Origin of the sequence: Nocardia sp. NPDC052001 (assembly GCF_040680615.1) — a bacterium.
In the GTDB taxonomy this organism is placed as follows: domain Bacteria; phylum Actinomycetota; class Actinomycetes; order Mycobacteriales; family Mycobacteriaceae; genus Nocardia.
On record NZ_JBFAXC010000001.1, the window covers coordinates 1,093,506 to 1,117,077 of the forward strand.

Genomic DNA, 23,572 nt, shown 5'->3' on the forward strand with positions numbered 1-23,572 from the left:
TTCCAGGCGATTACAGACTCAGGCGATAACGGTGCGCAGCAGCGTCACGCCCGCGGTGAGTGCCGCGCCCGCTGCCGACCAGCTCATATCGGCCGGTTGGGTGGTCAGCACCACCACGGCGTAGCGCAGCGGTCCGCCCGGTGCGGCGGCGACCAGCCCGGTGGTATCGAGGGTGGTGGAGTCGTCCAGTGACATCCAGCCCTGTTTGACGGCCCAGACGTCACCGGTGAGTCCGTCCGGGATGCCGAAGTATTGATCGGTGCCGTCGGCCGAGATCTGGGTTGCCCCGCGCATCGCGGAGAGTATGAGCGTGCGCGCGGGCAGCGGCACGGTGTCGTTCAGGTAGTCGAGCAGTTTCACCACATCCTGTGGGGTGGTGAGGGTTTCGCCCCACTGCGCGTCGTCCTCGGGCGCCTGGGTGCCGGGCAGGCCGATGAGATCGGCCATGCGGGTGACGATAGCGCCGCCGCCGTCGGCGTCCCAGAGCGTATCGGCGATATCGTCATCGCTGGTGGCGAGCATCCGGGTGAGTTCGGCCGCGGTATCCGAATCCGCCTGCCAGTTCCGGCTTTTCAGCTCGTCGAGCGCGATGAGCAGTTTCACCACCGAGGCGGTGTAGAACTGCTGATCGGCGTTGAGGTCGGCCAGGACCGCACCCGAGCCGATATCGACGACGTCGATGCCGACGGTGCTGCCGGGCGAGGCGGCCTGGATCGCGGTCTGCATCTGCTGCGCGATCATGGCGGGCGCCTGCTGGGGAGTCGTCGGTGGGGCGACCTGTACCGATGTCTCCACCGGCTGGGTGGTGGTGACCGGGTGCTGCCCCGGGGCGCCGGTATCGCGCGCCGCGGCGACCGCGCTCGGCACGCTCAGTGCCGCGGCGATCACGGCGACCAGGCAGCCGAGGGCGAGCCATACCCATCGCGTCCGCGGCGATCGAGAAATTTTCCGAGCCATGGTCAATTAATCGCCGCGAAGCTGCGCGGGTTTCGTGAACCAGCTGGCAGTTGGCTGTCAATGTGCGGATACGACGCCGCAGGTAGAAGACCATTTGGTCTCGTTTGGATTGCACTTATCCGTAGCTATCTCATAGCGAACTAGCATCGCTGTTAGGTCGGGGTAGACCGTTGGAGGCAGTGATGCACTCACGCCGCGAAACACTGAGATATGCCCTGGTGAGGTTGCTCGCCCTTGCCGGATTAGGTGCCGCGTTCGCGCTCAATCCCTTCACCGCGCCGATAGCCGCCGCGGATGCCGATTACGGCGGCGGTTGCGTCCTGTACAACGGCGATCGCGCGGCAACCATTGACTCACTGCGTTTTCGGTGTTCGCCCGCGCAGCAGGACGATATCTTCCGCGATGCCGATCAGGGCGCGGTCCCGATGGGCGTCAAGAACGGCTGGGTGATCCGGCCGGTGGATATGCAGGCCTGGACTCCGCTGGTGTGGATCGGTAAGACCTTCTACACCGGACCCAACGGCGGCTATCTGGAGAACCGCATCACCGGCGCCGGCATCGAGGGGTGGCGCGCGGATGTGTACAGCGCGCCCGCCATTCTGGACGGCCGCCCGACCTGGGCGCTCAATTACGCGCCCTCGCCCACCCCGCAGATCTACGACGAGATCCGCGAGATCACCCCGGGCGTCTGGTTCGGCTACTCCTGGTCGCGTGGGGGCGGTGGTGCCGCGGCGCTGCTGACCTTCGCTCTGACCTGATCACGGGCGTGCGGCGGTGCGGATCCGAGCCGCGCAGCCCGCGCGTGACCGCGTGGTTGCGGACTCTTCGCGGGGCGGGCGAGTCCGAAAATGTTGTCCGATAGGGGAATAGGCGGTCGACGGGCCGGGTTCACCGCCTACATGGCACACGCGTTCGATCCGGAGCTGGCGCCGTGGGTGGACCAGCTCAGACCCGCCGATTACCGAGACGTCCCCGCCGCGCGGGCGCAGATGAGCGCGCTGTTCTCGGCTCGCCCGCCCGTGGCGGTTCCCGAGTCCGTGCGCATCCGCGATCTGATCGCGCGCACCGAGGACGCCGAAGTCGATGTGCCGGTGCGGGTTTACGCTCCGGCGGATCGCCCCGGACCGTTCCCGGCGCTGCTCTACGTCCACGGTGGCGGATTCGTCCTGGGTGACCTGGATATGGTGCACGCCAAGATGATTCGCTTCGCCGAACTCGGCATCGTGGTGGTGTCGGTGGACTACCGCCTCGCGCCCGAGCATCCGTTCCCGGCCGGGTTGCACGATTGCTTCGCCGCCCTGCGCTGGATGGTGGACCGCGCCGGTGAACTGGCTGTCGACAGCACTCGCGTCGGGGTGGCCGGTGACAGTGCGGGCGGAGCCATCGCCGCCGGTCTCGCACTCCTCGCGCGTGACCGCGGCGGACCCGGGGTGAGCTTCCAGCTCTTGGATTTTCCCGCGACGGACGACAGGTTGCGGACCCCGTCCGCCACCGCCTATGACGACACCCCGAATGTGGATGGCCCCAGCCTGCGAGTGATCTGGGAGCACTATCTCGGTGTGGCACCCGGCGGTGCGGACGTATCGCCCTATGCCGCCGTTGCCCGCGCCACCGACCTCTCCGGTCTGCCCCCGGCGTACATTTCGACCAGCCAGTTCGACCCGGTGCGAGATGACGGCATCGACTACGCCCAGCGCCTGGCGCACGCGGCTGTGCCGGTCGAATTGCATCTGTATCCGGGCACCTTCCACGGTTCGGGTTTGGTGGCCGGTGCCGCGGTCAGCGTGCGCGCGGCCGCCGATCAGCTGGCCGCGCTGCGCCGCGGACTCGGCGTGAATGAGGCTGTTGCGCAAGGGGTATCGACGCCCTAGCGGTACCGCCCGGGAAAATCCCGCCCGGGCTCGGTCCCGGTGCCGGGTGATGGTGGTTCGCAACGTGTATTCGGCGGCCGATCGGTACACCGAGCTCATCGATCGGCCGCCTTCGATTTCAGTTGTGCCGGTGGGTGATCCGCTGGTGTGCCGCCGTAAGGCGAGGCACCACCACGTACACCGCGCTGGGCACCACGACCGCGGTCAGGGCCAGTGCGCGCAGGGCGGGTGGCCAGGTCGCGGTGAACGGGGCCATCAGGGTCATGCCGAGGGCGACCATCGGGAAGATGGCGAGCCAGGTGATCGCGGCGCGAACGTGCACCGAGGGGGCTGTGGTGGGGGCTGTGACAGTCATTTCAGACTCCGTTCGAATCTCCAACCGTTTGGTTGCAGATGTGAGTAGATCACTTCTGCGCCACATTTGCAACCGTTTGGTTGGAGATTTGGAACGTGCTGGTCCGAGCCCCGACCGAACGTCGAAACCGCACGGCGTCAGGGTGATTCGGCCGGCGCGATATCAAGCCAGGCGGCCGCCGCCGTCCACGTGCAAGGTCGTCCCGGTGAGGAACGGATTGGTCAGGGCCAGCAGCGCGGCGGCGGAGATATCGGCGGGAGTGCCGATGCGGCGGGCCGGGTTCCGGGCCGCCACCGATTCGAAGAAGGCATCCTTGCCGGGGCCGTCCCAGGCTCCGGAATCGATGATGCCGGGGGAGAGCGCGTTGACGCGCAGCGGTGCGAGTTCGACCGCCAGCGCCTCGGCGAGGGTGGCCGCGGCGGCATTGGTGCTGGCCATGACGCTGCGGCCGGGTGCGGGTCGCCAGGCGGCCACCCCGGAGAAGAGCAGCATCGCACCGCCCTGGCGGAAACGCGGGGCGAAGTGTTTGGCCAGCAGGATCGGGCCGATGACCTTGGCGTCGAACGCGCGGTGCACGGCCGCGCGATCCAGTTCGGTGACGGGGCCGTTGGCGTGGTCGGCGGCGAGGGTGATCAGGTAGTCGAGTTCGCCGACGCGTTCGGCCAGGGCCCGAATCGATGATTCATCGGCGAGGTCGACCTCCGGGCGGCCGGTCGAAATCACCTGTGCGCCTTGTTCGGTCGCATCGGCGGCGATGCGGGCGGCGATGCCGGAGCTCGCGCCGATGATCACCAGGGTCTTGTTCTCGAGTGTTGTCATATCCCGATCAGCGTCTCCCGCCCGGCCGATAATCCCATCGCGATCTGAAGGTTTTCGATCACTCCCATAGAATTCCCGAATGCCTACGCTGCGCGCACTGGAATGTCTGATCGCGGTCGTGGACGCCGGATCGATCACCGAGGCGGCGGCGCGACTGCATATGTCACAACCCGCGCTGTCTCATCAACTGGCCGCGCTGGAACGTGAGATCGGCGCGCCCGTGGTGGAGCGGCTGCCCCGGGGTGTGCGCCCGACGGCGGTGGGGGACAGTGTGATCGGGGAGGCGCGCACCGCCCTCGCGGCCGTCGACCGTGCCATGGACGGTGGTCGCGCCACCGCGCGCGGTGAGGGCGGATCGCTGCGCCTGGCCTGTGCGGAGAGCATGACCGCGGGCCTGCTCGCGCCGGTGCTGCGCGGCTGGCTGCGCCGCAATCCGCTGGTGCGCCTGGCGCTCACCGAGGCCACCAGCGCCGATGAGCTTGCCCGCCTGGTCGATTCGGGCGCGGCGGCCCTGGCCATCGGCCCCCGTCCCAGCCGCTGGACCGGCGCTACCGAGGTCATCGGCACCGAGGAGATCATCGCGGTGCTCCCACCGGGCCACCCCCTGGCAGATCGCCCGCACCTCACCCTGCGGCACCTGCGCGACGAGCCCCTCATCCACTATCACCGGGACAACGGCCTCGCGGGTTGGCTGGACGCACAGGCTGCCCGTCAGGAGGTGGAATTCACCGTCGCCATGCGCACCCGCCAGGCCGCCACCGCCGCACAACTGGCCGCCGCCGGGGTAGGGGTGGCCCTGGTCCCCATCACCGCGCTTCCCACGGGCCTCCCGGCGGCACTGCGTCACATCCGCCCCACCGTCAGCCGCGAAATCGTCTGTCTACAGGGAACTCCCGGCGATGTGCTGGCACGCGCCTTCACCGCGGCGGTACTGCACCGGGGCATCCCGATTCCCGCCGCGATCACCGCGAAACTGGACAGCTGACGCGAACACTGCGCCCTCGGACGGCAATCCTTCCGCGGCGCGGGCGCAGTGGTCCGGGTGCTGGGCGCGGATATCCGCGCCCAGCACGAACTTTCATCCCAGGCGTTCGAGGAGTGATCGAGTGCGGGTCACTTATCCGGTGCGGCGTCACCGAGGATGCGGCGGGCCTCCAGGGCCAGCTGGATCTCGGTGGCGGCGCGCGGTTCGGTGAGCCTGCGCCCGGTCAACTCGGCCACGCGGTTGATGCGGAAGCGCACCGTATTGCGGTGGCAGAACAGTGCCGCGGCCACCGCGGAGACCTCGCCGTCCTGGTCGAACCAGGTGCGCATGGTCTCCAGCAGCACCTCGCGATCGTGTTCGGGCAGCGCCAGAATCGGCCCGAGTACGGTGCGCGCCAGTGCGCTCGCCGCCTCCGGTGAACCCGCGAGCAGTACCGGGATCAGCGCGTCGTCGTAGCGCAGCACCTGGTGGGAACCGGGCTGCGCCGCGGCACAGGCCAATTCGGCCTGGCGCAGGGCGGCCGAGGCTTCGGTGAGCGCGGTGAACACCGAGCTGATCCCGGCCCGCCCGATACTGCGTTCGGCCAATAGCGCGCGCAGCCGAGGTTCGGTGAAACGTGCTGTGAGACTGATGATTCCGATATGACTGTGGGCGCGCACCCGCCATGCCGAGGCCACGCCCAGCATGGACAGCCCGCGGTCCACCCCGGGCAGCGCCTCGGCCGCGGCGGTGCCGGTGGTGGCGGCCACCACCACGTACGACCCCTGCGCGGGTAGGCCGAGCGCACGCGCGCATTCCCATAGTCGAGCCCCGTCGACCTGCCCGGTGAGCAGTGCCTCCAGCGCCGCGTCATGTGCGCGGGCATCGCGGCGCAGTTGTTCGGCCACGGTCTCCTGATACCCGTCGGTGAGCGCCTGCGAGTAGTCGTCGACCAATTTCCAGACGTGCGAGGCTATTCCGAGCAGTTCGCGACTGGCCTCGGGATCGTCTCCGGCCATGGCGAGCAGTTCGTCCCACACCACGCCGGAGCCGATGCGGTAGGCGCGCAGCACCGCGGGTAGCGGTACTCCGGTCTCCGCGCGGCGGTGGCCGGTGCTGCGCGGTGCGGCGATGCCGATTTCGCGGCGTCCGGCCAGATGTCCCAGGATGGCTTCGAGGTTGGCGCGGTTGGCGCGCCGCAGGTCCTCCGGCGTCACCGCGCGCAGATTTCCGTAAACCGGTTCGGCTCGTTCGATTTCCGCTGCTACCCGGTCGACCACATCGTCGATGCGCTCCAGCAGTGTGGTGCTGGCGCGTGCCACGAACCCTCCGGGCAGGGTGTTCGAGGTGTTCATGGCAATTGATCGTACCGTCCAGAATTGTTGCCGTGCACAGTACCGCGAGAGTTGAACGATCGAATCGGTCCGATTAGTCAGGTATTCGAGCGTGCTCGGGCATGGTTGAGCCAATTCAGCTGTGCGCGGGCACAGTTCCCGGTCGTGGGAACAATCGGTGTGCCGGAGTGCTGATTGGTAGGACCACAGGACCGGAATTTCCCTCCCGCATGTCGTCACTGCGCGTGTTCCCAAGGCATAGCGCACAATTGGGATGCTTCGCGGCGGGATTCGAGGATTGTTATGAACGCGTACAAGGGCCTGTCCATCGCTCTGCTGGCCCTCGGGGTCGCGGCGGGGTGCGCGACCCATCCGGCAAACCATGTGGCACAGGTGGTTTCGGGGCCACCCGCCAAACAGCAGAATGTGACCGTACCGGTCGGTCCCGGCCCGGTGCAGTACACGGTGCAGGCCCAGCCCGCGCCCGGTACCTGCCACTTCGGTAAAACCGCTGACGGACAACCACTTCCGGATCCCGTGTGCACGCCCGGCGCGACCAATCCGAAGGTGACCGCCGCGAATCTGGCCGACACCATCTGTAAATCCGGCTATACCGCCTCGATTCGGCCGAATTCGAATATCACCGGCCGCGAGAAGGAGGCCAATATCAAGTCCTATGCCTTCACCGGTGATCCGAAGGACGCCGAATACGACCATCTCATCTCGCTCGAGCTCGGTGGCGATCCGAACGATTCGCGCAATCTCTGGGTGGAACCGCCGTCACCGGATCACAAGCCGGGGGCCGGCATCGCCAATCCGAAGGACAAGGTGGAGAACCAGCTGCACAGTCTGGTCTGCGCCGGCAAGGTCGCGCTCACCGACGCGCAGGGGGCCATCGCCACCGACTGGACCACCGCGCTCACCGTGGTCGGTCATCCGAACGGCAACTGAACTGCGAATTCGGGTCTGCGCGGTCGGATCCGGGCCTACCATCGACGGATGTCAGCCCCTCAGGGCGGCTCGATGATGATCGAAGGTCGGGTCGTCCACAAACTCTCCAATGCCCTGAAGATCACCTTCCAGTCCGGGCCGGGGGACCCGCTGGCCGACGGGGTGCAGGGAGCGGGTGACGGTTTCGGCGGCAAGATGGCGATGCTCTTCGGTTTCAAGAACGGCGGCACCGGCCGGCATCGCATCACCTACGCCGACGGATCGGTCGTCTGGGTGCAATCCAAGGATGCCGCGCCGACCGTGCTGAGCCGCGCGGACGGCAGCTCCATCGGCACCATCAACCGGGCCGACACCTCCACGGCCGTGGGTTCGACCGCGGGAACGCTGCTGCATTTCGTGCCCGCCGACGATCCGAAATCACCGGAGCTGTTCCGGCTGCGCATTCTGGATCGCATGGGCGCGGAGTTCGGCCGCCTCGATGTGGTGCGCACCGCGGGCGGCTGGACGCTGGGCCGGATCGCGAACGATCTGTACGACACCTATATCTGGTGGGATCGGGCCGGACAGCCGCTGCCCACCCCGATTCTGGGCACCCGGCTGCTCTTGCAGCGCGCGCCGGACCCCACCGAGCGCGATGTCCTGCTCGGGGCATGCGTGGACATCACACTCGGCCTGCGGCCCTACATCACCGCCATGCAGTGAAAACGGCTCCGGCGCAAGCTAATCCGCGACCTTGATGCTCAACTTGCCGAGATTCTTCCCGGTGAGCAGCCCCTGGAACGCGGCGACCGCGTTATCCAGGCCGTCCACCACATCCTCGAGATAGGTGAGCTTGCCGTCCGCGAGCCAGCCGGTGGCATCGGGATAGAACTCGTCGAACTGATCCAGGAACTCGGTCTGGATGAAGCCGCGCAGCAGCAGGCTCTTGCGCAGGATGTGCCCCATGAGCAGACCCATGCGATCCGGTCCCGGCGGCAGTTCGGTGTCGTTGTACGAGGCGATCAGGCCGCACACCGGGATGCGCGCGAACTTGTTGAGCCGGGGCAGCACCGCGTCGAATACCGCGCCGCCGACATTCTCGAAGTAGACGTCGATACCGTCCGGGGTGGCGGCGGCCAGCTGTTCGGCGAAATCCGGTGCGCGATGGTCGATGGCGGCGTCGAAGCCGAACTTCTCCCGCAGCAGCGCGACCTTCCGTGGGCCGCCCGCGATACCGACCGCGCGAGCGCCCTTGATCTTGGCGATCTGCCCGACCGTCGCCCCGACCGGACCGGTGGCCGCGGCCACCACCACGGTCTCACCGGGCTTGGGCTGTCCGATGGTGAGCAGGCCGGAATAGGCGGTGAATCCGGGCATTCCGAGCACACCGAGCGCGGTGGTGAGCGGTGCGGCGGCCGGATCGAGCTTGCGCAGATACCGCGTGTACTCGACCGAATGCGTCTGCCATCCGCCGTAGCCCAGCACCACGTCACCGGGCCGCAGCGCCGGATCGGCCGACTCCACGACCCGGGAAACCGTTGCCCCGCACATGGTCTCGCCGACCTCGACCGGCGGTGCGTACGACGGCGCATCACTCATGCGCCCGCGCATATACGGATCGAGCGACAGATACAGCGTCTGCAACAGCGCCTGACCCGGCGCGGGCGGCTCCAACTCCACCGTCTCGGTACGGAAGGTCTCCGGCTGCGGCATTCCCGTCGGACGGGAAGCCAGCACGATACGGGTGCTCTTCATCGGCACGACCTTTCGCTGGGCGACGCCCCATTCTGAAACACGGACGCCCCGATCACCCCCGATTCAGGGAGGTGTCCCGGTCACCGGGCCGCGTCAGCGGCGGGTGGTCGCCGCTCCCCGGCGACCCCGGCTCTGCGGGACCGGCTGCGGCAGAAGGGCTTCCAAAGCCTGGCGGAGTTGGGCACGGGCCTCGTCGGTATCGAGTTCGCCGGAGAGCCAGCGCGAGGACAGGCCCTCGGTGAGGGCGGTGGCGATACCGCCGAGGTGGTCGGCGTCCACCGCGCCGGAGATTTCGCCGAGGGCCTGAGCGACGCGGATGGTGTCGGAGATTTCCCCGCTCCAGCGGCGGGAGGTGCGGGTGAGCGGTTCGCGCAGGGCTTCCTCGTAGACGGCGCAGGCGCGTAACTCGTTCCAGGCCAGCGAGTTCTCCCGCACTTCGGCGCGGTCCTGAATCTCGTCCAGGATCTGATGGATGAGCCGCTCGCGCGCGGACTCACCCGCCCCGGCCGCGGTGCGGTAGGTGCGGGCGCGGTCATTGATGTAGGTCAGCGCCGCCGCGAGCAGACCGTCTCGATCCTTGAAGTGGTAGTAGAGCAGTCCGGGGGACACCCCGGCCACCTCCGCCACATCGCTGACCCGCAGACCGCGCACCCCGCGTGAGGCGATCGCGGTGGCACTGGCTTGCAGGATCGCCTCCCGGCGGTTCGGCCCGCTGCTGTCCTTCACCGTTTCAACCTCACCCTCCGAATGTGCGGCCATGCTAGCCCCGAGCCCCGGGCGACCGCCGCCCCGGGCTCCCACTTCTGGTACCCGAGGTCATGACACGACAAGGCCGTACGGCCGATCGGTGTCGACCGGTGCGGTGAGCCGGGTGTAGGTGTCCGGGCGGCGGGTGGTCAGGAAGGGGAACAGGTCCAGCCAGTCGGCGCGCTGGGCCAGATCCAGATCGGCGACCAGGACCGCGGCGGCATCGCGCGGGGCCTGCGCCAGGATGCGTCCGTACGGATCGGAGATGAACGAGGAGCCGTAGAAGTTCACACCGCCCTCATCGCCGAATCGGTTGGGCACCACCATGAATGTGCCCGCGGTGATGCCGTTGCCGACGATCACGTGCTGCCAGATGGGCTGGGTGTCGAAACTCGGCATGGACGGTTCGGATCCGATGGCGGTGGGGTACACCAGGATCTCCGCACCGCCGAGCGAGTAATTGCGGGCCAGTTCCGGGAACCACTGATCCCAGCAGGTCGGCAGGCCCAGCGCCGCACCGTCGAGGGCGGCGGGCCGGTACACCGGATGCGGATCGCCCTCGGGCGGGCCCTGCCGGAAGTAGGTGTCCTCGTAGTATCCGGCGCTGATCGGAATATGCAATTTCCTTGTGCGCCCGAGCAATTCGCCCTCGGGCGAGACCAGGATGGCGGTATTGAAGCCGAGCCCGTCCGCGCCCTCGGCGCGCTCATAGAGCGAGGCGTGCACCAGTACACCGTGTGCGCGGGCGGCGGCCGCGGCGAATTCGAAGGTCGGTCCGGTCAGCAGGTCCTCGGCGGTCGCGCCCGGATTCTCGGCGGCGGGCACATCGGCCGGATAGCGGGAGAGCGTGAGCTCGGGCAGGAATACCGCGCGAGCGCCCTGCGCCGCCGCGAGCCCGATGCCCGTGTCGAGCTGGGCCCGCAATTCGGCGGGATCGGCCAGCCAGCGGTGCTGAACCAGGCCGACGCGCAGCGGTGCGCGATCGGTATCGCTCATCCGGGCATAGGACGGCGGCGGGGTGAGGGCGGTCGCGAGGACGAAATCGTGCTGACTCATGCGGCCAGTCTGTAACTGAAAACTCAGTCAGTCAAGTCCCCATGTAGATGCCATGATAATCGAGGAATACGTCGAAAAACTGAATATCGACTCAGCGAATCAGTGGTACTCTGCGCGCCAGGTGTCGAAACTCGTCATGATGTGGTGCCGCACTGCGACATAGGCGGTTCCGGCTATTTGGCGCTGCCCGCGACCCATTCGTCCCAGGGCATGCCCCAGTCGCCGTTCTGCCAGACCTCGAGCGGTGCGCCGCCGGTATTGCGCACTTCCACCACATCGCCGGGGAGCGCGTAGTCGAAGAACCAGCGCGCGTTCTCGGAGCTGAGGTTCAGGCAGCCGTGCGAGACGTCCTGACTGCCCTGCGCCCAGATGGTGGCGTCCAGCGCGTGCAGATAGATGCCGTCCGTGCTGATCCGGGTGGCCCAGCCGATGGCCTCCTTGTAGCCGAGCCGGGAATTGATCGGCAGACCGTAGGTGGAGGAGTCCATGATCACCGGATTGGCCTTGTCCATCACGGTGTACACCCCGGGCTGGGTCCAGAAGGTGATGGTGCGCCCGGCGACGGTCTCACTGCCGCCGCGGCCCATGGAGGTGGGCATGGAGCGAATCAGATTGCCGTTCTCGAACACGTCGACCATATGGGTGTTGTCATCGGCGATGGAGACGTGCGCGGCCCCGATGACGAAGTTGACCTTGCTGTCTTCCTGACCGAAGAGTCCGGGTCCTACCTGGACGCCATAGATGTTCGCGGCCACGCTGATCTTGGTGCCGGGCGCGTAGTAATCCTTGGGCCGCCAGTGCGCGTTGCGGTTGTCCATCCAGTACCAGACGCCGTCGACCTTGGGCGTCGTGGTGACGATCAGGCGCTTCTGCGCGGCGGCGCGATCGGCGATGTCCTCGTCGAAATGCGCGACGATCACGGTGCCCACGCCGTAGGTGCCGCCCTCGGCGAGCGCCTCCCCGCCGGTGGTGTTCAGGTACACCTTGGTCTGATTCGCGGGCTGAATCGTGGTGAACGTCGAGGTCACCGGCCCGGTCGAGCCGGTGAGACCCATACCCTCGGCCTTGAGCGTGTACGTGCGCCCGTAGCCGAGCTGCACATTGGGCTTCCACGCCGTCTGATCGGGCGTGAAGGTGCCGTCGATGGTCCGGCCCTCGTCATTGGTCAGCGTGACCGCGGTGAGCACTCCCCGGGACGTGCTCGCCTCGACCGGTGCGGAGGGGTCGACATTGCCGGTGCCCTCCGCGGGAGTGAGCGTGATGGCCTGTGTCACCGGCGAATCCGGCCCGGGCGTGCCATTCGGTGTGGAGGACGACGAACATGCTGCTATCACCACGATCAGAACCGCCAGGATGCCGGTGGCGGCGGAAGATCGAAAACGGTGGAGTGGCATGGGACTCCCTCCATCTTGTTACTGCTCAGCCTAGTAGACCATCTTGCGTTTGCATTCGTTCCGTAGCGCCCCGGCGAGACGCGGAACGGCACAAAGTCATCGACTTGTTACCTCACTTCAGCGTTTGGTCCTTGATCGCCAGCATTTGCTGACCCTTTTGATAGGTGACCTCTCTGATTCCCAGCGCATCGTGCAGTTTTCCCGCGGGCAGGGTCACCGGTTTCGGGGCGGGACCGTCACCCGGTGTGGGCAGCGGATAGGCGGTGGTGGTGCCGCTGTAGAAGGTGATGTTGCCCTCGGTCTTGGTGAACAGCTGGTGCACATGACCGTTGAGGCAGGTGACCGAGCTGAAGCGGCGCAGATAGCTCAGTGCCTGGGTGGCATCGTCTGTGCCCCAGCCCCATTGGGGATACATGGCGAACAGCGGGATATGGCTGAACACGATGATCGGTGTGTCACTGGACAATCCGGCCACATCCTTGCGGATGAACTCCAGTTGATCGACGCCGAGGTGGCCGAGCGCCCGCAGATTCAGCGTGTTGACCAGTCCGATCACATGCACGCCCGCGATATCGAAGCTGTACCAGCCGTCACCCCGGGTGCCCCGGCCGAAGGTGTCGCGATACCGCTGCCCGCCGTCATCGCTCGAATCGTGTTCGCCGGGAACGGTGAACACGTGCGGGGTGCTCAGCCCGCCCAGCATCTGATGCACCTGATCGAACTGTTCGGGCGTGGCCAGATGGGTGAGATCGCCGGTGTGGATCACGAAGTCCGGGGTGTAGCCGAGCGAATTCACCTGTCCGATGGCCTCATCGAAGGTATCGGTGACATTGGCGTTGGCCGTGCCGGTGAAACCGATGTGGCTGTCGCTGACCTGGGCGAAGCGCAGCGTCGGGCGTCCGGTGGCGGCCTGCGCGGTGCCCGCGATATGCGAGACCACCTCACCGCCCACCACCGCCAGGCTCACCGCCGAACCGAACCAGGCGCTGTGCCGCAGCAATTGGCGGCGGGTCATACCCTGCGGATCGTCCTCGGTCACGGCGTCACCACCACCGTCGCGTGCATGAACGGGTGGATCGCGCAGATGTAGGCGAAGGTGCCCGCCTTGGTGAAGGTGAAGGTATACCTCGCTCCCGCACCGAGATTCGGCGAATGGAAGCCGCCATCGCTCGCCGCCACATTGTGCGGTTCCTCATCGCGGTTGGTCCAGGTCACCGTGGTGCCGACCGGAACGGTCAGGGTAGCCGGGGCGAAGGCGAAATTATCGATGGTGACGGCGTTCGGACCGGCCTTCGCGTCCGCCGGCGCCGTTGCCGAGCTGGACGTGCCCTGCATGCCGGGCATGGCCGGTCCGCTGCCACCCGGCACCATCCCGGGAGTATCGGTGCCGGAAGCGAAAACCGGTGTGGGAGCGGGATTGTCCGTGGCCTTGTCGCCTCCGCCGCCGCATGCGCTCAGCGTGAGCGCGGTCGCGACGGCGGCGACGGCCAGGGCCGTGCGCCGACGGCTGCGGATTAGTCTCATGGGTCCGGGCCTCCCTATCGGATTCGTCACCCGCGGGTGCGGGATCGGTCATCTACAGATAGGGCGGCGGGTTACACGGTCGGACCGAAAATCTCTATGGCGCCGTTGTTTTCGCGAACCTGCAGGTGTGGCAGCGGTGCGGGCGCGACCCGCAGCTGATGGGTGAGCACCACGCCGTCGGTGGAGAACGAGGTGGAGTGGCAGGGGCAGCGCAGCCGGTCGGCGGGCGCGTCCAGCCACAGTTTGCAGCCCTGATGCGTACACACCCCCGATACCGCCACCGGAATCCCGTTGGCGCGCCGCACGAATCCGCTCACGGTGCCGATATCGAAGGCGATGGTGCCGCCCTCGGGCAGATCCGCGCCCGCCGCGATCGGCCGCCACGACCCGTTATTGGGCTCCAGGGTCGTCTGTGCCGCAGGCTGTTCCGGCTCCGCGGGGTTCAGCAGGGTCCGATCCACCACGGCCCCTGCGGCTCCCACGGCGGCCGCCGCTGCCGCCGCTGAGGTTCCGATCAATACCTGCCGCCGCCGCGTCCCGGTCTCGGGCGGCGAATCCTGTTCCTCCCCATCGATTTCCGCTGCCAACCTGCGTTGCAGTCCGGCCAGGAAATCCTCGCTCGGGGTATCGCTGCCGTGCCGTGCGGCGCGCAATTCGATCGCGGCCCGCATCTCCTCGGCCTCCTCGTCATCGGGCCGGAATCCCCGGGGCGGCCGCCCGGCCAGCAGCTCCTCCATATACCGCCGCACATCCCGCCCGCTCATCGCGCACCTCCCTCGTCCAGCCGCGCGGCCAGCTGTAAAGCCCGATGCTGCAACACTTTCGCATTCGCCACACTCACCCCGAGATCATTCGCCGCATCGCGCACCGACAACCCTTGCAGAAACCGCAACTCCAGAATCCGCCGATAGTTCTCCGGCAGCCGGTCCAGTACCTTGCGGGCCTGCGCCTCCGCCCGCCCGTCACCGGGGGCCTGCTGCGGTGAATCATCCACGATGTCGATATCGATGGTGGTGATCTCCCGCCCCATCCGGGCCTTCCAATATCCGGCCAGCACGGTCCGGGCCGTGGCCCGCAGATACGCCCGCACCTCGGGCACCGAAGCCTCGATCCGCAATGGCTTGAGCGCGGTGCTGAACACCTCCGCCGTCAGATCCTCCGCATCGGGCCGATTGCCCACCTTGCCGAACATCAGCGAATACACCCAGCCCACATTGTCGCGATACACCGCCTCCCAGCCCGAGTAGTGCTCACCGTCCACGAGCCGCAACCCCCGGCCGGGCGCGCTCGGCGCACCGTCTGCCCCCCGATCGCGTCCAGCAGTCGTCCGCCGCATCATGAACAGCCACTCCCAGGCTCCGCCAACGACGCATAACCACGCCTTCCAGTAGATAGCGTCGCGGGTTACAGCGGCACCCGATTTCCCGATTCCCGCTAGCGATCCAGCTCGGAGAGCGCGGCGAGAATGATCCGGCGCGCCTGCGGGCCGTAGACGGCGGCGCTCTTGAGCGCTTCGAACATGCGCGCGTACAGCCGGCATTCGGCCGGTTGCGTGACGTGAATGCTCGCGGTGGGTGTTTCGAGCGCGACCAGATCGTCATCGAAGATCCAGAACCCGGCGGACGCAACGGCTTCCCGCTCGGTCATGAGCGGAATGATGCCGAGCGAGATGTTCGGCATCGACATCAGTTCGAGCAGCCGCCCGAGCTGACCGGCCTGTACGCGGGCATCCCCGAACCAGGTTCGCAGCGCCTGCTCCTCGAGTACCGCCACGAACCGTTTACCGCCGCGCCGCAGTATCCGCTGCCGCTGCATGCGCACCGCGACCGCGTCATCCACATCATTCGGCGTGTCGAGGAAGCGTATCCAGAACGCCAGCATGGCCGCCGCGTACTCCGGCGTCTGAAACAGTCCGGGGATGACGTTGTGTTCGTAGATGCGAAATACGTTCGTCTGCTCGTAGCGCTGCGGAGTGTGCGCGCCCACCACCCGCTTGAGTCCGGCCCGGCTCTGTCGCCTGAATTCCAGATACGCGGAATCTACCGTTCGCAGGGTGGCGACCAGATCGGCCACCTGATCCTCCGCGTGGCACACTCGGCACCAGCCGCGAAGATCCTCATCGGTCGGGGCCTGGACGCCGTTCTCGATCTTGGATATGCGCGTGTAGTGCTGATCGGTCGCGGCGGCGAGTTGTCGGGCGCTGAGTCCGGCGTCCATCCGCAACTCACGCAATCGTTCACCGAGCGCGCGCCGTGCCGCCTGCGCCGAACTAGACGGGCTGGTATTCACGGTGCGGGATAGCCAACTTCCAAACCGTCTCGAATGCCTTGCGGCACAGCTGGATGTCATCGGCGTCGGTCGAGAGCGAGTATCCGGTGGCCAGCCCATTCCCGGCATAGTGCAGGAACACCACGTGCCGCTGGTCGAACAGGTAGAAATCGTTGCCGGGTAAGGCAATTGACGAAACCAGCACCCGGGGCACCCACCGGATGTCCTCGCCGGCCTCCACCATCGGCCACGCGATGCTGTGCGACCACCGTTGGTAGTCGCTCAGCGGTTCGGACACGATGCGGGCGCGCCGCACCGAACGTTCGGCCGCGGCGTGTTCGCGCAATGTCGAACACCATCCCCGCAGCCATTCGAGGTCGTCGGATTCTCCCGCCGCCCATCGGGCGAAATGCGGCAGTTCCACCACCGTGCCGTAGGCGTCACGCGTCTCCAGGTGGATCGCCTCGTGCGCGAATTCGGCCAGTAGGCGGTCGAATTCGCGGCCGGTAATCGAGATCACCTGTCTCCCTGATCGAAGAACGGGACCAACCTGTCCGGAATCTCCACGCAGGACTCACCTTCCGGGATGCCCATCTGCGCCAGTACGGCGGGATCGGTGACCACCCAGCCCTGCACCACCCAGGAGTCGCGGTCGGTCCGATACAGCGTGGGCGAACCGGTCGGGTTGGAGTTGGGATCCTTGGCGATGAATGTAAGACGCATGACGATCCACCCGCTTCTCGAGGTTGCGAACTGTTGCGCCGAGCCACTTCATGTTTGCGCGCGGGGATCTGGCGGTCAAGCCTCTTCGTCGAGCGCCATTGACGCCCGTGGAAGCTCGCGACCGGCCGCTATCTCCCACGGCCGAGGGTGAAAGTCATTGCGGTGTCGGAAGGCTCGAAGATCGCAACTAATCGCAACAACCTTCCGGATTCGGTGCGCAGCTCTCTAGCGTGTTTCCTGCGTATTTGCTCTGATGACAGGGGAAGTGTTATGCGGTTTCGGCCGACGGCGCTGGGGTATTTGCGGACCGATGTGTCCGGAGCTGCGCAACTGTGGGATGAGAGCCTGATTCGGCGGACCGCGGAGCGGCTCGGATACGACTTCGCCGGAATGGTGCTCTTCGATCCGCGGAGTGGGCGGCCGCCGCTCGCTCGGTTGCGGTCACTGGTGACCCGGCTCGACGCCGAAGCCGTAATTGCCCCCGCGCCGGCTCATTTCGAGGATGGCCGAGTGCCGGAATCGCTGGTGGCGCGGGTCGACGTGATTATCGTGAGCCCGGAGCAGACGTTCGCGCGGTGGATTATTCCGCCCGACGCGCCGGTGGATATGGGCGCGCGCTGATCGGGACTGTCAGCGCACGGGGTGCAGGAGTGTGCCGTACAGGGCGTCGTGCACGGTGCGGCCCGCGACCACGGCCCAGGCGGTGACCAGCAGCGCGAACAGCGCGACCGCGACCACGGCGAACAGGACGGCGCCGGTGTGGGCGTACAGGACGGTGCTGCCGGTGACGCAGGTGCCCAGGGGGAAGGTGAAACCCCACCAGGTCATGTTGAAGGACATGGACTTTCGGGCGTGCCAGGTGACGGCGATGGCCAGGCCCAGCCACAGCATGGCGAAGCCCCAGGTGGGAACGCCGAACAGCAGCGCGAAGACATCCAGTCCGGCGGCCTCGCGGGCGGGCAGGGCGGTGGGGGCGACGGTGGCGAGTTGACCTGCGGCGGTGACGGATTGGCCGAGCGGGCCGAGCACGATCCATACGGTGGCGACCATCCCCGCGGCGGGCAGGCCGTGATGCAGCAGGCGCGACCAGATCATGGTGATGGTGACGAAGGCGGCGATCAGGCTCAGCCCGAACATGGCCAGGCAGGCGAACAACAGGGTCATGCGGGGCTGCCCGGCGGGAGTGTGCGGAATGAGCAGGGCTCCGGTCGCGGCGGAGACCATGGGGGGCACCACGGGCATGAGCCAGCCGCCGAACGCGGCGTCGCCGTCGAAGCTGTGCCGGGTGATCATGCGGAAGGGGATGGCGCAGGCCGAGATCAGGCCCAGTGCGGTACCCGCGCTCCACAGCACCCAGTCGATGGCAACGGCGGCGGACATGCCGATCAGATCGCTACCGAGCAGCAGGGTGCCCAGGCCGATGGTCATCAGCGCCATGGGAGGTGCGCCGTAGAACTGCATCATGACGGGATTCGCACCGTGCGAGCGAGCGATCTCGGGGTGGCGTCGCCAGTGCGCGATCCAGGCGGCCGACAGCACCACCAGCAGTCCGGCGGCCAGCGCCCAGATCAGGGTGGCGGCTCCGCGCAGACCCGGGAATTGCAGGGGGAGGGTGGCGGCGGCATTGGCGATGATGCCGGTGCCCATCACCACGGCGAACCAGTTGGGGGCCAGCGCCCGCAGCGCGTCGCCCGGCTGGTGTTCGACCGCATTCGCGCGCTCGACGGCGGTGCGCGCCGGAGCGAACGCCTTCGCGGCGGGTGACTTGGCGTCGGTACCGGTGCGGAAGGTCGATGTGGTCATGCATTCAGCATCGGCGCGCGGGGAACTCCCCGGTACCGCCCACAATCCGATGGATGCATAGAACGGTTCTATGACCGATATCGGCCGGGCCTATGCCCGCACATCGTTCAGCTGACGACGGAGAACCGGCGGGTCGGCGGATTGGCGCGCAACTGCCGGACCAGGCCCAGATCGGTCGGCTGCGCGTGGTGATTATCGAAGCGTTCGAACGCCGCCGCGAGCTCGGGCGACCAGCGCGCGAATTCCGCACGTACCGGACCCTCTGCCTCGAGTTGGGCGAGCACGCCCATGGCCGTGAGCAGGGCGCGGGCGAACGGCGTCACATACGCCGGAATCGTCATCTGCCGATGCGCGTTGCTCAGCCGCGGATCCATCACATGCCGCACCCGATGCCGCAGCCATTCGGTGGTGAACCGGAAACTGCTCTCCGCCAGCGGTTCACTGACCACCGCGATGCCCTCGGCGATGGCCGCCACATCGTAGGCCCGATTCGGCTCGACGAATCCGTGCCGCCGCAGGGCCACATCCAGATCGGCGATGGTCCCGTTCAGCGCCGAATCGACCAGTTCACCGACCAATTCGGTGAACCCGTCCTGCGGCCAGGACACACACGCCCCGAAATCGACCACGCCGAGCCGCCCATCCGGCAGCACCCGGAAATTCCCGGGATGCGGATCGCAATACAGCAGTCCGGTGCGCACCCAGGACGAGAGCAGGAAGCGCAGAATCAGCATCCCGACCCGGCTGCGCTCCTGCGGCGCACCGGATTCGATGATCCTGGTGACCGGCGTCCCGTGCAGCCATTCGCTGACCACCACATTGCCGCGCTGCGTAATCACCTTGGGCACAACGATATCCGGATCATCGGCGAAGACCTCGGCGAAGATCCGCTGATGTTCGGCCTCGGCGGCGTAATCGAGTTCGCCCGCCACACTGGTGCAGATGGCCTCGGTCACCGCGGGCACATCGGCCCCCGGTGCGAAGACGGTGGCCAGAATGGACAGTCGCCGCAGCTGTTCCAGATCCCCGAGCACCGCCTGATGCGCGCCCGGGTACATCACCTTCACCGCGACCTGGCGGCCGTCCCGCCACACCGCGCGATGTACCTGCCCGATCGAGGCACCGGCGGCGCGGCGGTCATCGAATTCCAGGAAGTTCCACCGCCAGCTCTCGCCCAGTTCGTCCGCCATGGCGGCGTGCACGGTCGCGGGCAGCATGGCGGGCGCGGAATCCTGTAGCTGCGCCAGCGCGGTCCGGTACGGTTCGGCCAATTCCGGCGGCAGTGCCAGTTCATACAGCGCGAGCAGCTGCCCGAGTTTGGTCGCACAACCCTTCAACTCGCCCAGCACCTCGAAAATGTGCTGCGCCGTGCGCATCTGGATGTCCTGATTGACCTCGGCCGCGGATTTGCCCCGGGCGCGTTTGGCGACCCCGGCCGCCTGGCGACCGGCGTACGCGATGGGCAGCGACGCGATTTTGGCATTGCGAACCGCGGTCCGAACCGGCGGCGTGCCGCCGGTACCCCTTGAACGACTGCTGGTTCGCCGCTCCGTCATATGCTCACCTCATTGTGTGCGTGGCGCGCGACCGTCGAAGTGCGCGCACGTGCAGTTTGGCACATAGCAGCATAAACTGTCTGGGACGTATCCGATAGTTGTCGAAAGGTGACAGGATGGGTGCCCAGACGGTCGTCGCCGATGTCGCCGACGAACTCGCTCGCCGGGTCGCCACGGGGGTGTACGCACCGGGTGATCTGATGCCTTCGGTCCGCCAGGTCGCCGATGAGTTCGAGATGAACCGGGCCACCGCGCAATTGGTGCTGGGCAGGCTGGAGTCCTACGGTTTCGTCGATGCGCACCGGGGCCGCGGTTTCACCGTGCGGGATGTGCGGCACACCGGTGGCCTGGACGTCTACCGCCGCTTGTTCCGGCTCTCCATGCACGAACCGGAGCTGGCGGCCGATATCTTCCGCAATATCGTCGCCACCGAACGGGTCATCGTGCTCGAGGCGCTGCTCGACTACACCGAGGCGGAGCGCGAGCTCGATCCGAGTCTGTTGCGCGCGGCGATCGACGAGCTCGAGATCGAGGCGCGCGCCGACGATCCCGATGCGGTTCGCATGCTGGAGATCGAGATCGGCCTGGTCCGTGACCTGCTCACCGAACTCGGCCACAGTATGCAACGCGCCGTGTTGAATTCGGTCGGCGAGATGCTGTTCGAGGTGCCCGAGGCGGTGCGGGCGTACTTCGCGGCATCGGCGGATCTGCACGTGCTGGTCTGGCGCGCGTTGCTGGCGGTGTGGGAGTCCGGCAGTGGTCCGTCCGAGGCGCAGTTGGCGCTGTTCGAGGATCTGTTCGCCATGTTCCACGAGAAGGTGGTCGCGCATTTCGAGGAACTGGTCGGCCTGGCTGCCGAGGGCCCCGAAAGCGCTGCGCGGCACGCCGTTTGACCAACCGTCTGAGACAATCTAATCTTCGATTCGTGCCGACGGCACATTGCTATCTCACTCGCGCAAGCGTGTATCGGCGATACGAATCGAGGCACCCGATGGCGGGCAAGAGAAGAACCGGTCTGGCACGATCGGCCAAGATCGCGGCACTGCCGATGGGCATCGTGGCCCGGCGCATGACCGCCACCGGTAAGGCGATCATGACCGGCGCCGACCGCGGCGCCATCGACGAGGCATTGATCGAGAAGGCCGCCGACGAGGTTTTCCGGGTCCTCGGCGAGCTCAAGGGCGGCGCGATGAAACTGGGCCAGGCGCTCAGCGTCGCCGAGGCCGCGGTACCGCCGCGGTTCGCCGACCGGTACCGAGAAGCGCTGGCGCGCCTGCAGAATCAGGCTCCGCCCATGCCGACCGCCCAGGCGCACCGCATGCTGGACGAACAACTGGGCACCCGCTGGCGCGAACGCTTCACCAGCTTCGAGGACGCGCCGGTGGCCGCGGCCAGTATCGGGCAGGTGCATCGCGCCGTCTGGCGCGACGGGCGCACGGTCGCGGTGAAGATCCAGTACCCGGGCGCGGATGTCGCGCTCATATCCGATCTCAAACTGCTGCAGATGCTTTCGGGCACCTTCGGCGTCTTCATGCCGGGCGTGGATGTGAAGGCGCTGATCGAGGAATTCGTCTCGCGCACCGCCGATGAGCTCGACTATCGCATCGAGGCCGATCATCAGCGGCGTTTCGCCAAGGCGTATGCCGATGATCCGAACTTCTTCATACCCCGGGTGATCGCGAGCGCGCCGAAGGTCATGATCACCGAGTGGATGGATGCCGTCCCGCTGTCGAAGATCATTGCCGAGGGCACCCCGGCGCAGCGTGATCGCGCCGGTCAGCTACTGGTCGAATTCGGTTTGAGCTCACCGAAACTCGTCGGTCACCTGCACTGCGATCCGCATCCGGGCAATTATCAGCTGCTCGCGGACGGGCGTCTGGGCATCATCGATTTCGGTGCGACCATCGCACTGCCGGACGGTCTGCCGCCGGTGGTGGGCGAACTGGCCCGCCTGGCCGTCGCCGAGGATTACGACGCCCTGCTGGCGGCATTGCACACCAACGGTTTCGTGCGCCCCGGTCATCATCTGGACGCCGATCCGATCCTGCGCGTGGTGGCGCCGGTGGTCGCCGAATTCCAGGGTGATCGCCTGCGCATCACCAGGGAGCTGCTGCAGGGACATATGTTGCGCGCCATGGACATGCGGAATCTGTCGATGAATAACACCGTGGCCGTCCGCACCCCGCCCGAATTGCCGGATCTGGTAATGCTCGGCCGGGTACTGGCAGGCATCATCGCCGTCTGCGCCCAACTCGACGCCGAGGGGCCGTACCTCGGACTGGTCGAACGCTGGCTGCCGGGCTACGTCATCGAGGGTGAAGCGGCCTGAGCCGGCCTCAGGCTCCGACCAGCGCGCTCACCGTGACCAGCGCGGCGATCACGGTGAGCGCCATGGCTACGACGATCACCAGGTTTCTGCGGGTGGGCGGTTCGGCCGGGGTGGACGGACGTTCTTCCATGCTTCATCTCCTCAGTGGAATGGGCGGCGGTGGCGGATCATCGTATTCCGGTGGTTCCCAATAGGTTTGCAGACCCGGTCGCTGCGGCATGAGTTCGGCCGCCTCGCGGGCGATGCCGACGAATCCGGGATGGTCGATGACGAAGCGCACCGCGCGTTCCACCTCGGGTCCGGTGCCCGCCCGCATGAGCGCCCGGGTGAAGTTGGGGAAGGCGCGGGTGAACAGGTGAATCAGCCGTGATTCCAGGCGTAATGGCAGCATGGCGCGGTTGGCGGCGGCGGCCTCGACGATCTTGCGCCCGGCCTTGTCCGGATGCATGCCGAGCAGGGTCATCCCCTTCACCACGATCTGCCGGGTGATGGCGACCTGTTCGGTGCTGAGGGTGGCCAGGGAGGCGGTGGCCGCCAGATTGGTGGCGATCAGCCCGGGGCACACCACGGTGACTCCAATACCGAGCGGTGCCATTTCAACTCGAAGCGTATCGCTCAGATGCTTCACCCCCGCGGCGGTGAAGGCGTAGGGCGTGCCCAGTCGCATGGCCGCGAAGGCCGCGACCGAGGAGATGTTCACCAGTTGCCCGCCGGCGCCGCGTTCGGCCATCTGCGCGCCGAAGAGGCGGCATCCGTGTACGACGGCGGTCAGATTCACATCCACGATTCGTTGCAGGTCGGCCGGTCGGATGTCGAAGAATGGTCCGCCGACCACTATTCCGGCATTGTTGACCACCACATCGGGTACGCCGTGCGCGGCGCGCACGTACTCGGCCAGACCCTCCATGGAGACCGGATCGGCCACGTCGAGGGCATAGGGCAGGGCTTGCCCACCGTGGGAATGGATCAGTGCCGCAGTATCTTTCGCGGTGGCGAAATTGATATCGGCGACGATAACGGTGGCCCCGCGGTCGGCCAGGGCCTTGGCGGTGCCGCGGCCGATACCGCTGCCCGCCCCGGTCACCACGGCGAGCCGCGGCTGGAAGGATTTCATCTGCTGGTCCCGCTCCTGCGCTGGAAGTTGAAGTGTACACTGTCTGGGACAGTAAATGAATCTGAACGCAGCG

At 67.0% G+C, this 23,572-nt stretch carries 27 protein-coding genes; 8 read left to right on the top strand and 19 right to left on the bottom strand.

Annotated features, from left to right (window positions below; translation table 11 throughout):
• Positions 1–18: 18 nt before the first annotated feature.
• Positions 19–957, bottom strand: a complete 939-nt coding sequence (locus AB0L82_RS05185; RefSeq protein ID WP_364631276.1) for a hypothetical protein — start codon at positions 955–957, stop codon at positions 19–21.
• 218 nt (positions 958–1,175) lie between these two features.
• Between AB0L82_RS05185 and AB0L82_RS05190 the strand changes: the two genes are divergently transcribed.
• Together AB0L82_RS05190 and AB0L82_RS05195 are read left to right on the top strand one after the other, a co-directional pair.
• Entirely contained in the window at positions 1,176–1,715 is a 540-nt protein-coding gene (locus AB0L82_RS05190) for a hypothetical protein (RefSeq protein WP_364631279.1), read from the top strand.
• Positions 1,716–1,856: 141 nt separating this feature from the next.
• A complete protein-coding gene (locus tag AB0L82_RS05195) occupies positions 1,857–2,828 on the top strand; it encodes an alpha/beta hydrolase (RefSeq protein WP_364631282.1) in 972 nt (323 codons plus the stop codon).
• Between the two features lie 118 nt (positions 2,829–2,946).
• Here AB0L82_RS05195 and AB0L82_RS05200 read toward each other — a convergent pair whose 3' ends face one another.
• Positions 2,947–3,183 (bottom strand): hypothetical protein, encoded by a 237-nt coding sequence (locus AB0L82_RS05200; protein ID WP_364631285.1) that lies wholly within the window; start codon positions 3,181–3,183, stop codon positions 2,947–2,949.
• A gap of 162 nt (positions 3,184–3,345) precedes the next feature.
• Complete coding sequence (locus AB0L82_RS05205) at positions 3,346–4,002, bottom strand: SDR family oxidoreductase (protein ID WP_364631288.1); 657 nt, start codon at positions 4,000–4,002, stop codon at positions 3,346–3,348.
• Positions 4,003–4,081: 79 nt separating this feature from the next.
• Here AB0L82_RS05205 and AB0L82_RS05210 point away from each other — a divergent pair, with 79 nt between their 5' ends.
• Entirely contained in the window at positions 4,082–4,987 is a 906-nt protein-coding gene (locus AB0L82_RS05210; RefSeq protein ID WP_364631291.1) for a LysR family transcriptional regulator, read from the top strand.
• A 128-nt stretch (positions 4,988–5,115) separates the two neighbouring features.
• Here the strand turns inward: AB0L82_RS05210 and AB0L82_RS05215 are convergent, their stop codons facing one another.
• A complete protein-coding gene (locus tag AB0L82_RS05215; protein ID WP_364631293.1) occupies positions 5,116–6,321 on the bottom strand; it encodes a helix-turn-helix domain-containing protein in 1,206 nt (401 codons plus the stop codon).
• Positions 6,322–6,603: 282 nt separating this feature from the next.
• Between AB0L82_RS05215 and AB0L82_RS05220 the strand changes: the two genes are divergently transcribed.
• Positions 6,604–7,251, top strand: a complete 648-nt coding sequence (locus AB0L82_RS05220) for a hypothetical protein (protein WP_364631296.1) — start codon at positions 6,604–6,606, stop codon at positions 7,249–7,251.
• 48 nt (positions 7,252–7,299) lie between these two features.
• Positions 7,300–7,953 carry a hypothetical protein gene (locus AB0L82_RS05225; RefSeq protein ID WP_364631298.1) on the top strand — a complete coding sequence of 218 codons (654 nt, stop codon included), beginning with the start codon at positions 7,300–7,302 and terminating at the stop codon, positions 7,951–7,953.
• A gap of 18 nt (positions 7,954–7,971) precedes the next feature.
• On the opposite strand, the gene AB0L82_RS05230 is transcribed toward AB0L82_RS05225, so the two are convergent.
• The 11 genes from AB0L82_RS05230 to AB0L82_RS05280 form a co-directional block, all read right to left on the bottom strand.
• The gene (locus AB0L82_RS05230; protein WP_364631301.1) at positions 7,972–8,985 is read right to left on the bottom strand and encodes an NADP-dependent oxidoreductase; all 1,014 of its coding nucleotides are present in this window, start codon (positions 8,983–8,985) and stop codon (positions 7,972–7,974) included.
• A 93-nt stretch (positions 8,986–9,078) separates the two neighbouring features.
• Complete coding sequence (locus tag AB0L82_RS05235; RefSeq protein ID WP_364631303.1) at positions 9,079–9,711, bottom strand: TetR/AcrR family transcriptional regulator; 633 nt, start codon at positions 9,709–9,711, stop codon at positions 9,079–9,081.
• Positions 9,712–9,801: 90 nt separating this feature from the next.
• On the bottom strand, positions 9,802–10,788 hold the full coding sequence (locus AB0L82_RS05240) for a nitrilase-related carbon-nitrogen hydrolase (protein ID WP_364631305.1): 987 nt from the start codon (positions 10,786–10,788) through the stop codon (positions 9,802–9,804).
• A gap of 173 nt (positions 10,789–10,961) precedes the next feature.
• A complete protein-coding gene (locus tag AB0L82_RS05245; RefSeq protein WP_364631308.1) occupies positions 10,962–12,182 on the bottom strand; it encodes an Ig-like domain-containing protein in 1,221 nt (406 codons plus the stop codon).
• 112 nt (positions 12,183–12,294) lie between these two features.
• Positions 12,295–13,197: a metallophosphoesterase gene (locus AB0L82_RS05250; protein WP_364632791.1), complete on the bottom strand. Its 903-nt coding sequence runs from the start codon at positions 13,195–13,197 to the stop codon at positions 12,295–12,297.
• A gap of 20 nt (positions 13,198–13,217) precedes the next feature.
• A complete protein-coding gene (locus AB0L82_RS05255; RefSeq protein WP_364632792.1) occupies positions 13,218–13,553 on the bottom strand; it encodes a cupredoxin family copper-binding protein in 336 nt (111 codons plus the stop codon).
• Between the two features lie 224 nt (positions 13,554–13,777).
• On the bottom strand, positions 13,778–14,470 hold the full coding sequence (locus AB0L82_RS05260; protein WP_364631311.1) for a Rieske (2Fe-2S) protein: 693 nt from the start codon (positions 14,468–14,470) through the stop codon (positions 13,778–13,780).
• A complete protein-coding gene (locus AB0L82_RS05265) occupies positions 14,467–15,042 on the bottom strand; it encodes an RNA polymerase sigma factor (protein ID WP_364632794.1) in 576 nt (191 codons plus the stop codon). The genes AB0L82_RS05260 and AB0L82_RS05265 overlap by 4 nt, the downstream gene beginning before the upstream one ends.
• A gap of 98 nt (positions 15,043–15,140) precedes the next feature.
• Positions 15,141–15,995: a helix-turn-helix transcriptional regulator gene (locus AB0L82_RS05270; protein ID WP_364631313.1), complete on the bottom strand. Its 855-nt coding sequence runs from the start codon at positions 15,993–15,995 to the stop codon at positions 15,141–15,143.
• Positions 15,976–16,494 (bottom strand): DUF6879 family protein, encoded by a 519-nt coding sequence (locus AB0L82_RS05275; protein WP_364631316.1) that lies wholly within the window; start codon positions 16,492–16,494, stop codon positions 15,976–15,978. Before AB0L82_RS05275 ends, AB0L82_RS05270 begins: the two co-directional genes overlap by 20 nt.
• Entirely contained in the window at positions 16,491–16,697 is a 207-nt protein-coding gene (locus AB0L82_RS05280) for a hypothetical protein (protein ID WP_364631319.1), read from the bottom strand. The genes AB0L82_RS05275 and AB0L82_RS05280 overlap by 4 nt, the downstream gene beginning before the upstream one ends.
• Before the next feature lie 270 nt (positions 16,698–16,967).
• Between AB0L82_RS05280 and AB0L82_RS05285 the strand changes: the two genes are divergently transcribed.
• Positions 16,968–17,318 carry a hypothetical protein gene (locus tag AB0L82_RS05285; RefSeq protein WP_364631321.1) on the top strand — a complete coding sequence of 117 codons (351 nt, stop codon included), beginning with the start codon at positions 16,968–16,970 and terminating at the stop codon, positions 17,316–17,318.
• A gap of 9 nt (positions 17,319–17,327) precedes the next feature.
• Here the strand turns inward: AB0L82_RS05285 and AB0L82_RS05290 are convergent, their stop codons facing one another.
• The gene (locus tag AB0L82_RS05290) at positions 17,328–18,500 is read right to left on the bottom strand and encodes a TDT family transporter (RefSeq protein ID WP_364631323.1); all 1,173 of its coding nucleotides are present in this window, start codon (positions 18,498–18,500) and stop codon (positions 17,328–17,330) included.
• A gap of 107 nt (positions 18,501–18,607) precedes the next feature.
• The gene (locus AB0L82_RS05295; RefSeq protein WP_364631326.1) at positions 18,608–20,056 is read right to left on the bottom strand and encodes an AarF/ABC1/UbiB kinase family protein; all 1,449 of its coding nucleotides are present in this window, start codon (positions 20,054–20,056) and stop codon (positions 18,608–18,610) included.
• A gap of 116 nt (positions 20,057–20,172) precedes the next feature.
• Between AB0L82_RS05295 and AB0L82_RS05300 the strand changes: the two genes are divergently transcribed.
• Together AB0L82_RS05300 and AB0L82_RS05305 are read left to right on the top strand one after the other, a co-directional pair.
• Positions 20,173–20,949: a GntR family transcriptional regulator gene (locus tag AB0L82_RS05300; RefSeq protein WP_364631329.1), complete on the top strand. Its 777-nt coding sequence runs from the start codon at positions 20,173–20,175 to the stop codon at positions 20,947–20,949.
• A gap of 98 nt (positions 20,950–21,047) precedes the next feature.
• On the top strand, positions 21,048–22,385 hold the full coding sequence (locus tag AB0L82_RS05305) for an AarF/ABC1/UbiB kinase family protein (protein WP_364631332.1): 1,338 nt from the start codon (positions 21,048–21,050) through the stop codon (positions 22,383–22,385).
• A gap of 7 nt (positions 22,386–22,392) precedes the next feature.
• Here the strand turns inward: AB0L82_RS05305 and AB0L82_RS05310 are convergent, their stop codons facing one another.
• Together AB0L82_RS05310 and AB0L82_RS05315 are read right to left on the bottom strand one after the other, a co-directional pair.
• Positions 22,393–22,515, bottom strand: coding sequence for a hypothetical protein (locus tag AB0L82_RS05310; protein ID WP_364631335.1), 123 nt, complete (start codon positions 22,513–22,515; stop codon positions 22,393–22,395).
• Positions 22,516–22,518: 3 nt separating this feature from the next.
• On the bottom strand, positions 22,519–23,499 hold the full coding sequence (locus AB0L82_RS05315) for an SDR family NAD(P)-dependent oxidoreductase (RefSeq protein WP_364631338.1): 981 nt from the start codon (positions 23,497–23,499) through the stop codon (positions 22,519–22,521).
• Positions 23,500–23,572: the final 73 nt, after the last annotated feature.

Excerpts from the sequence above, each read along its gene's own strand:
- AB0L82_RS05230 (WP_364631301.1), bottom strand. The coding sequence starts at position 8,985 with ATGAAGAGCACCCGTATCGTGCTGGCTTCCCGTCCGACGGGAATGCCG.
- AB0L82_RS05285 (WP_364631321.1), top strand. The coding sequence starts at position 16,968 with ATGCGGTTTCGGCCGACGGCGCTGGGGTATTTGCGGACCGATGTGTCC.
- AB0L82_RS05315 (WP_364631338.1), bottom strand. The coding sequence starts at position 23,499 with ATGAAATCCTTCCAGCCGCGGCTCGCCGTGGTGACCGGGGCGGGCAGC.
- AB0L82_RS05290 (WP_364631323.1), bottom strand. The coding sequence starts at position 18,500 with ATGACCACATCGACCTTCCGCACCGGTACCGACGCCAAGTCACCCGCC.
- AB0L82_RS05200 (WP_364631285.1), bottom strand. The coding sequence starts at position 3,183 with ATGACTGTCACAGCCCCCACCACAGCCCCCTCGGTGCACGTTCGCGCC.
- AB0L82_RS05245 (WP_364631308.1), bottom strand. The coding sequence starts at position 12,182 with ATGCCACTCCACCGTTTTCGATCTTCCGCCGCCACCGGCATCCTGGCG.
- AB0L82_RS05185 (WP_364631276.1), bottom strand. The coding sequence starts at position 957 with ATGGCTCGGAAAATTTCTCGATCGCCGCGGACGCGATGGGTATGGCTC.
- AB0L82_RS05310 (WP_364631335.1), bottom strand. The coding sequence starts at position 22,515 with ATGGAAGAACGTCCGTCCACCCCGGCCGAACCGCCCACCCGCAGAAAC.
- AB0L82_RS05265 (WP_364632794.1), bottom strand. The coding sequence starts at position 15,042 with ATGCGGCGGACGACTGCTGGACGCGATCGGGGGGCAGACGGTGCGCCG.
- AB0L82_RS05305 (WP_364631332.1), top strand. The coding sequence starts at position 21,048 with ATGGCGGGCAAGAGAAGAACCGGTCTGGCACGATCGGCCAAGATCGCG.
- AB0L82_RS05215 (WP_364631293.1), bottom strand. The coding sequence starts at position 6,321 with ATGAACACCTCGAACACCCTGCCCGGAGGGTTCGTGGCACGCGCCAGC.
- AB0L82_RS05195 (WP_364631282.1), top strand. The coding sequence starts at position 1,857 with ATGGCACACGCGTTCGATCCGGAGCTGGCGCCGTGGGTGGACCAGCTC.
- AB0L82_RS05250 (WP_364632791.1), bottom strand. The coding sequence starts at position 13,197 with ATGACCCGCCGCCAATTGCTGCGGCACAGCGCCTGGTTCGGTTCGGCG.
- AB0L82_RS05255 (WP_364632792.1), bottom strand. The coding sequence starts at position 13,553 with ATGGTGCCGGGTGGCAGCGGACCGGCCATGCCCGGCATGCAGGGCACG.
- AB0L82_RS05240 (WP_364631305.1), bottom strand. The coding sequence starts at position 10,788 with ATGAGTCAGCACGATTTCGTCCTCGCGACCGCCCTCACCCCGCCGCCG.
- AB0L82_RS05220 (WP_364631296.1), top strand. The coding sequence starts at position 6,604 with ATGAACGCGTACAAGGGCCTGTCCATCGCTCTGCTGGCCCTCGGGGTC.
- AB0L82_RS05260 (WP_364631311.1), bottom strand. The coding sequence starts at position 14,470 with ATGAGCGGGCGGGATGTGCGGCGGTATATGGAGGAGCTGCTGGCCGGG.
- AB0L82_RS05280 (WP_364631319.1), bottom strand. The coding sequence starts at position 16,697 with ATGCGTCTTACATTCATCGCCAAGGATCCCAACTCCAACCCGACCGGT.
- AB0L82_RS05225 (WP_364631298.1), top strand. The coding sequence starts at position 7,300 with ATGTCAGCCCCTCAGGGCGGCTCGATGATGATCGAAGGTCGGGTCGTC.
- AB0L82_RS05300 (WP_364631329.1), top strand. The coding sequence starts at position 20,173 with ATGGGTGCCCAGACGGTCGTCGCCGATGTCGCCGACGAACTCGCTCGC.
- AB0L82_RS05295 (WP_364631326.1), bottom strand. The coding sequence starts at position 20,056 with ATGACGGAGCGGCGAACCAGCAGTCGTTCAAGGGGTACCGGCGGCACG.
- AB0L82_RS05205 (WP_364631288.1), bottom strand. The coding sequence starts at position 4,002 with ATGACAACACTCGAGAACAAGACCCTGGTGATCATCGGCGCGAGCTCC.
- AB0L82_RS05210 (WP_364631291.1), top strand. The coding sequence starts at position 4,082 with ATGCCTACGCTGCGCGCACTGGAATGTCTGATCGCGGTCGTGGACGCC.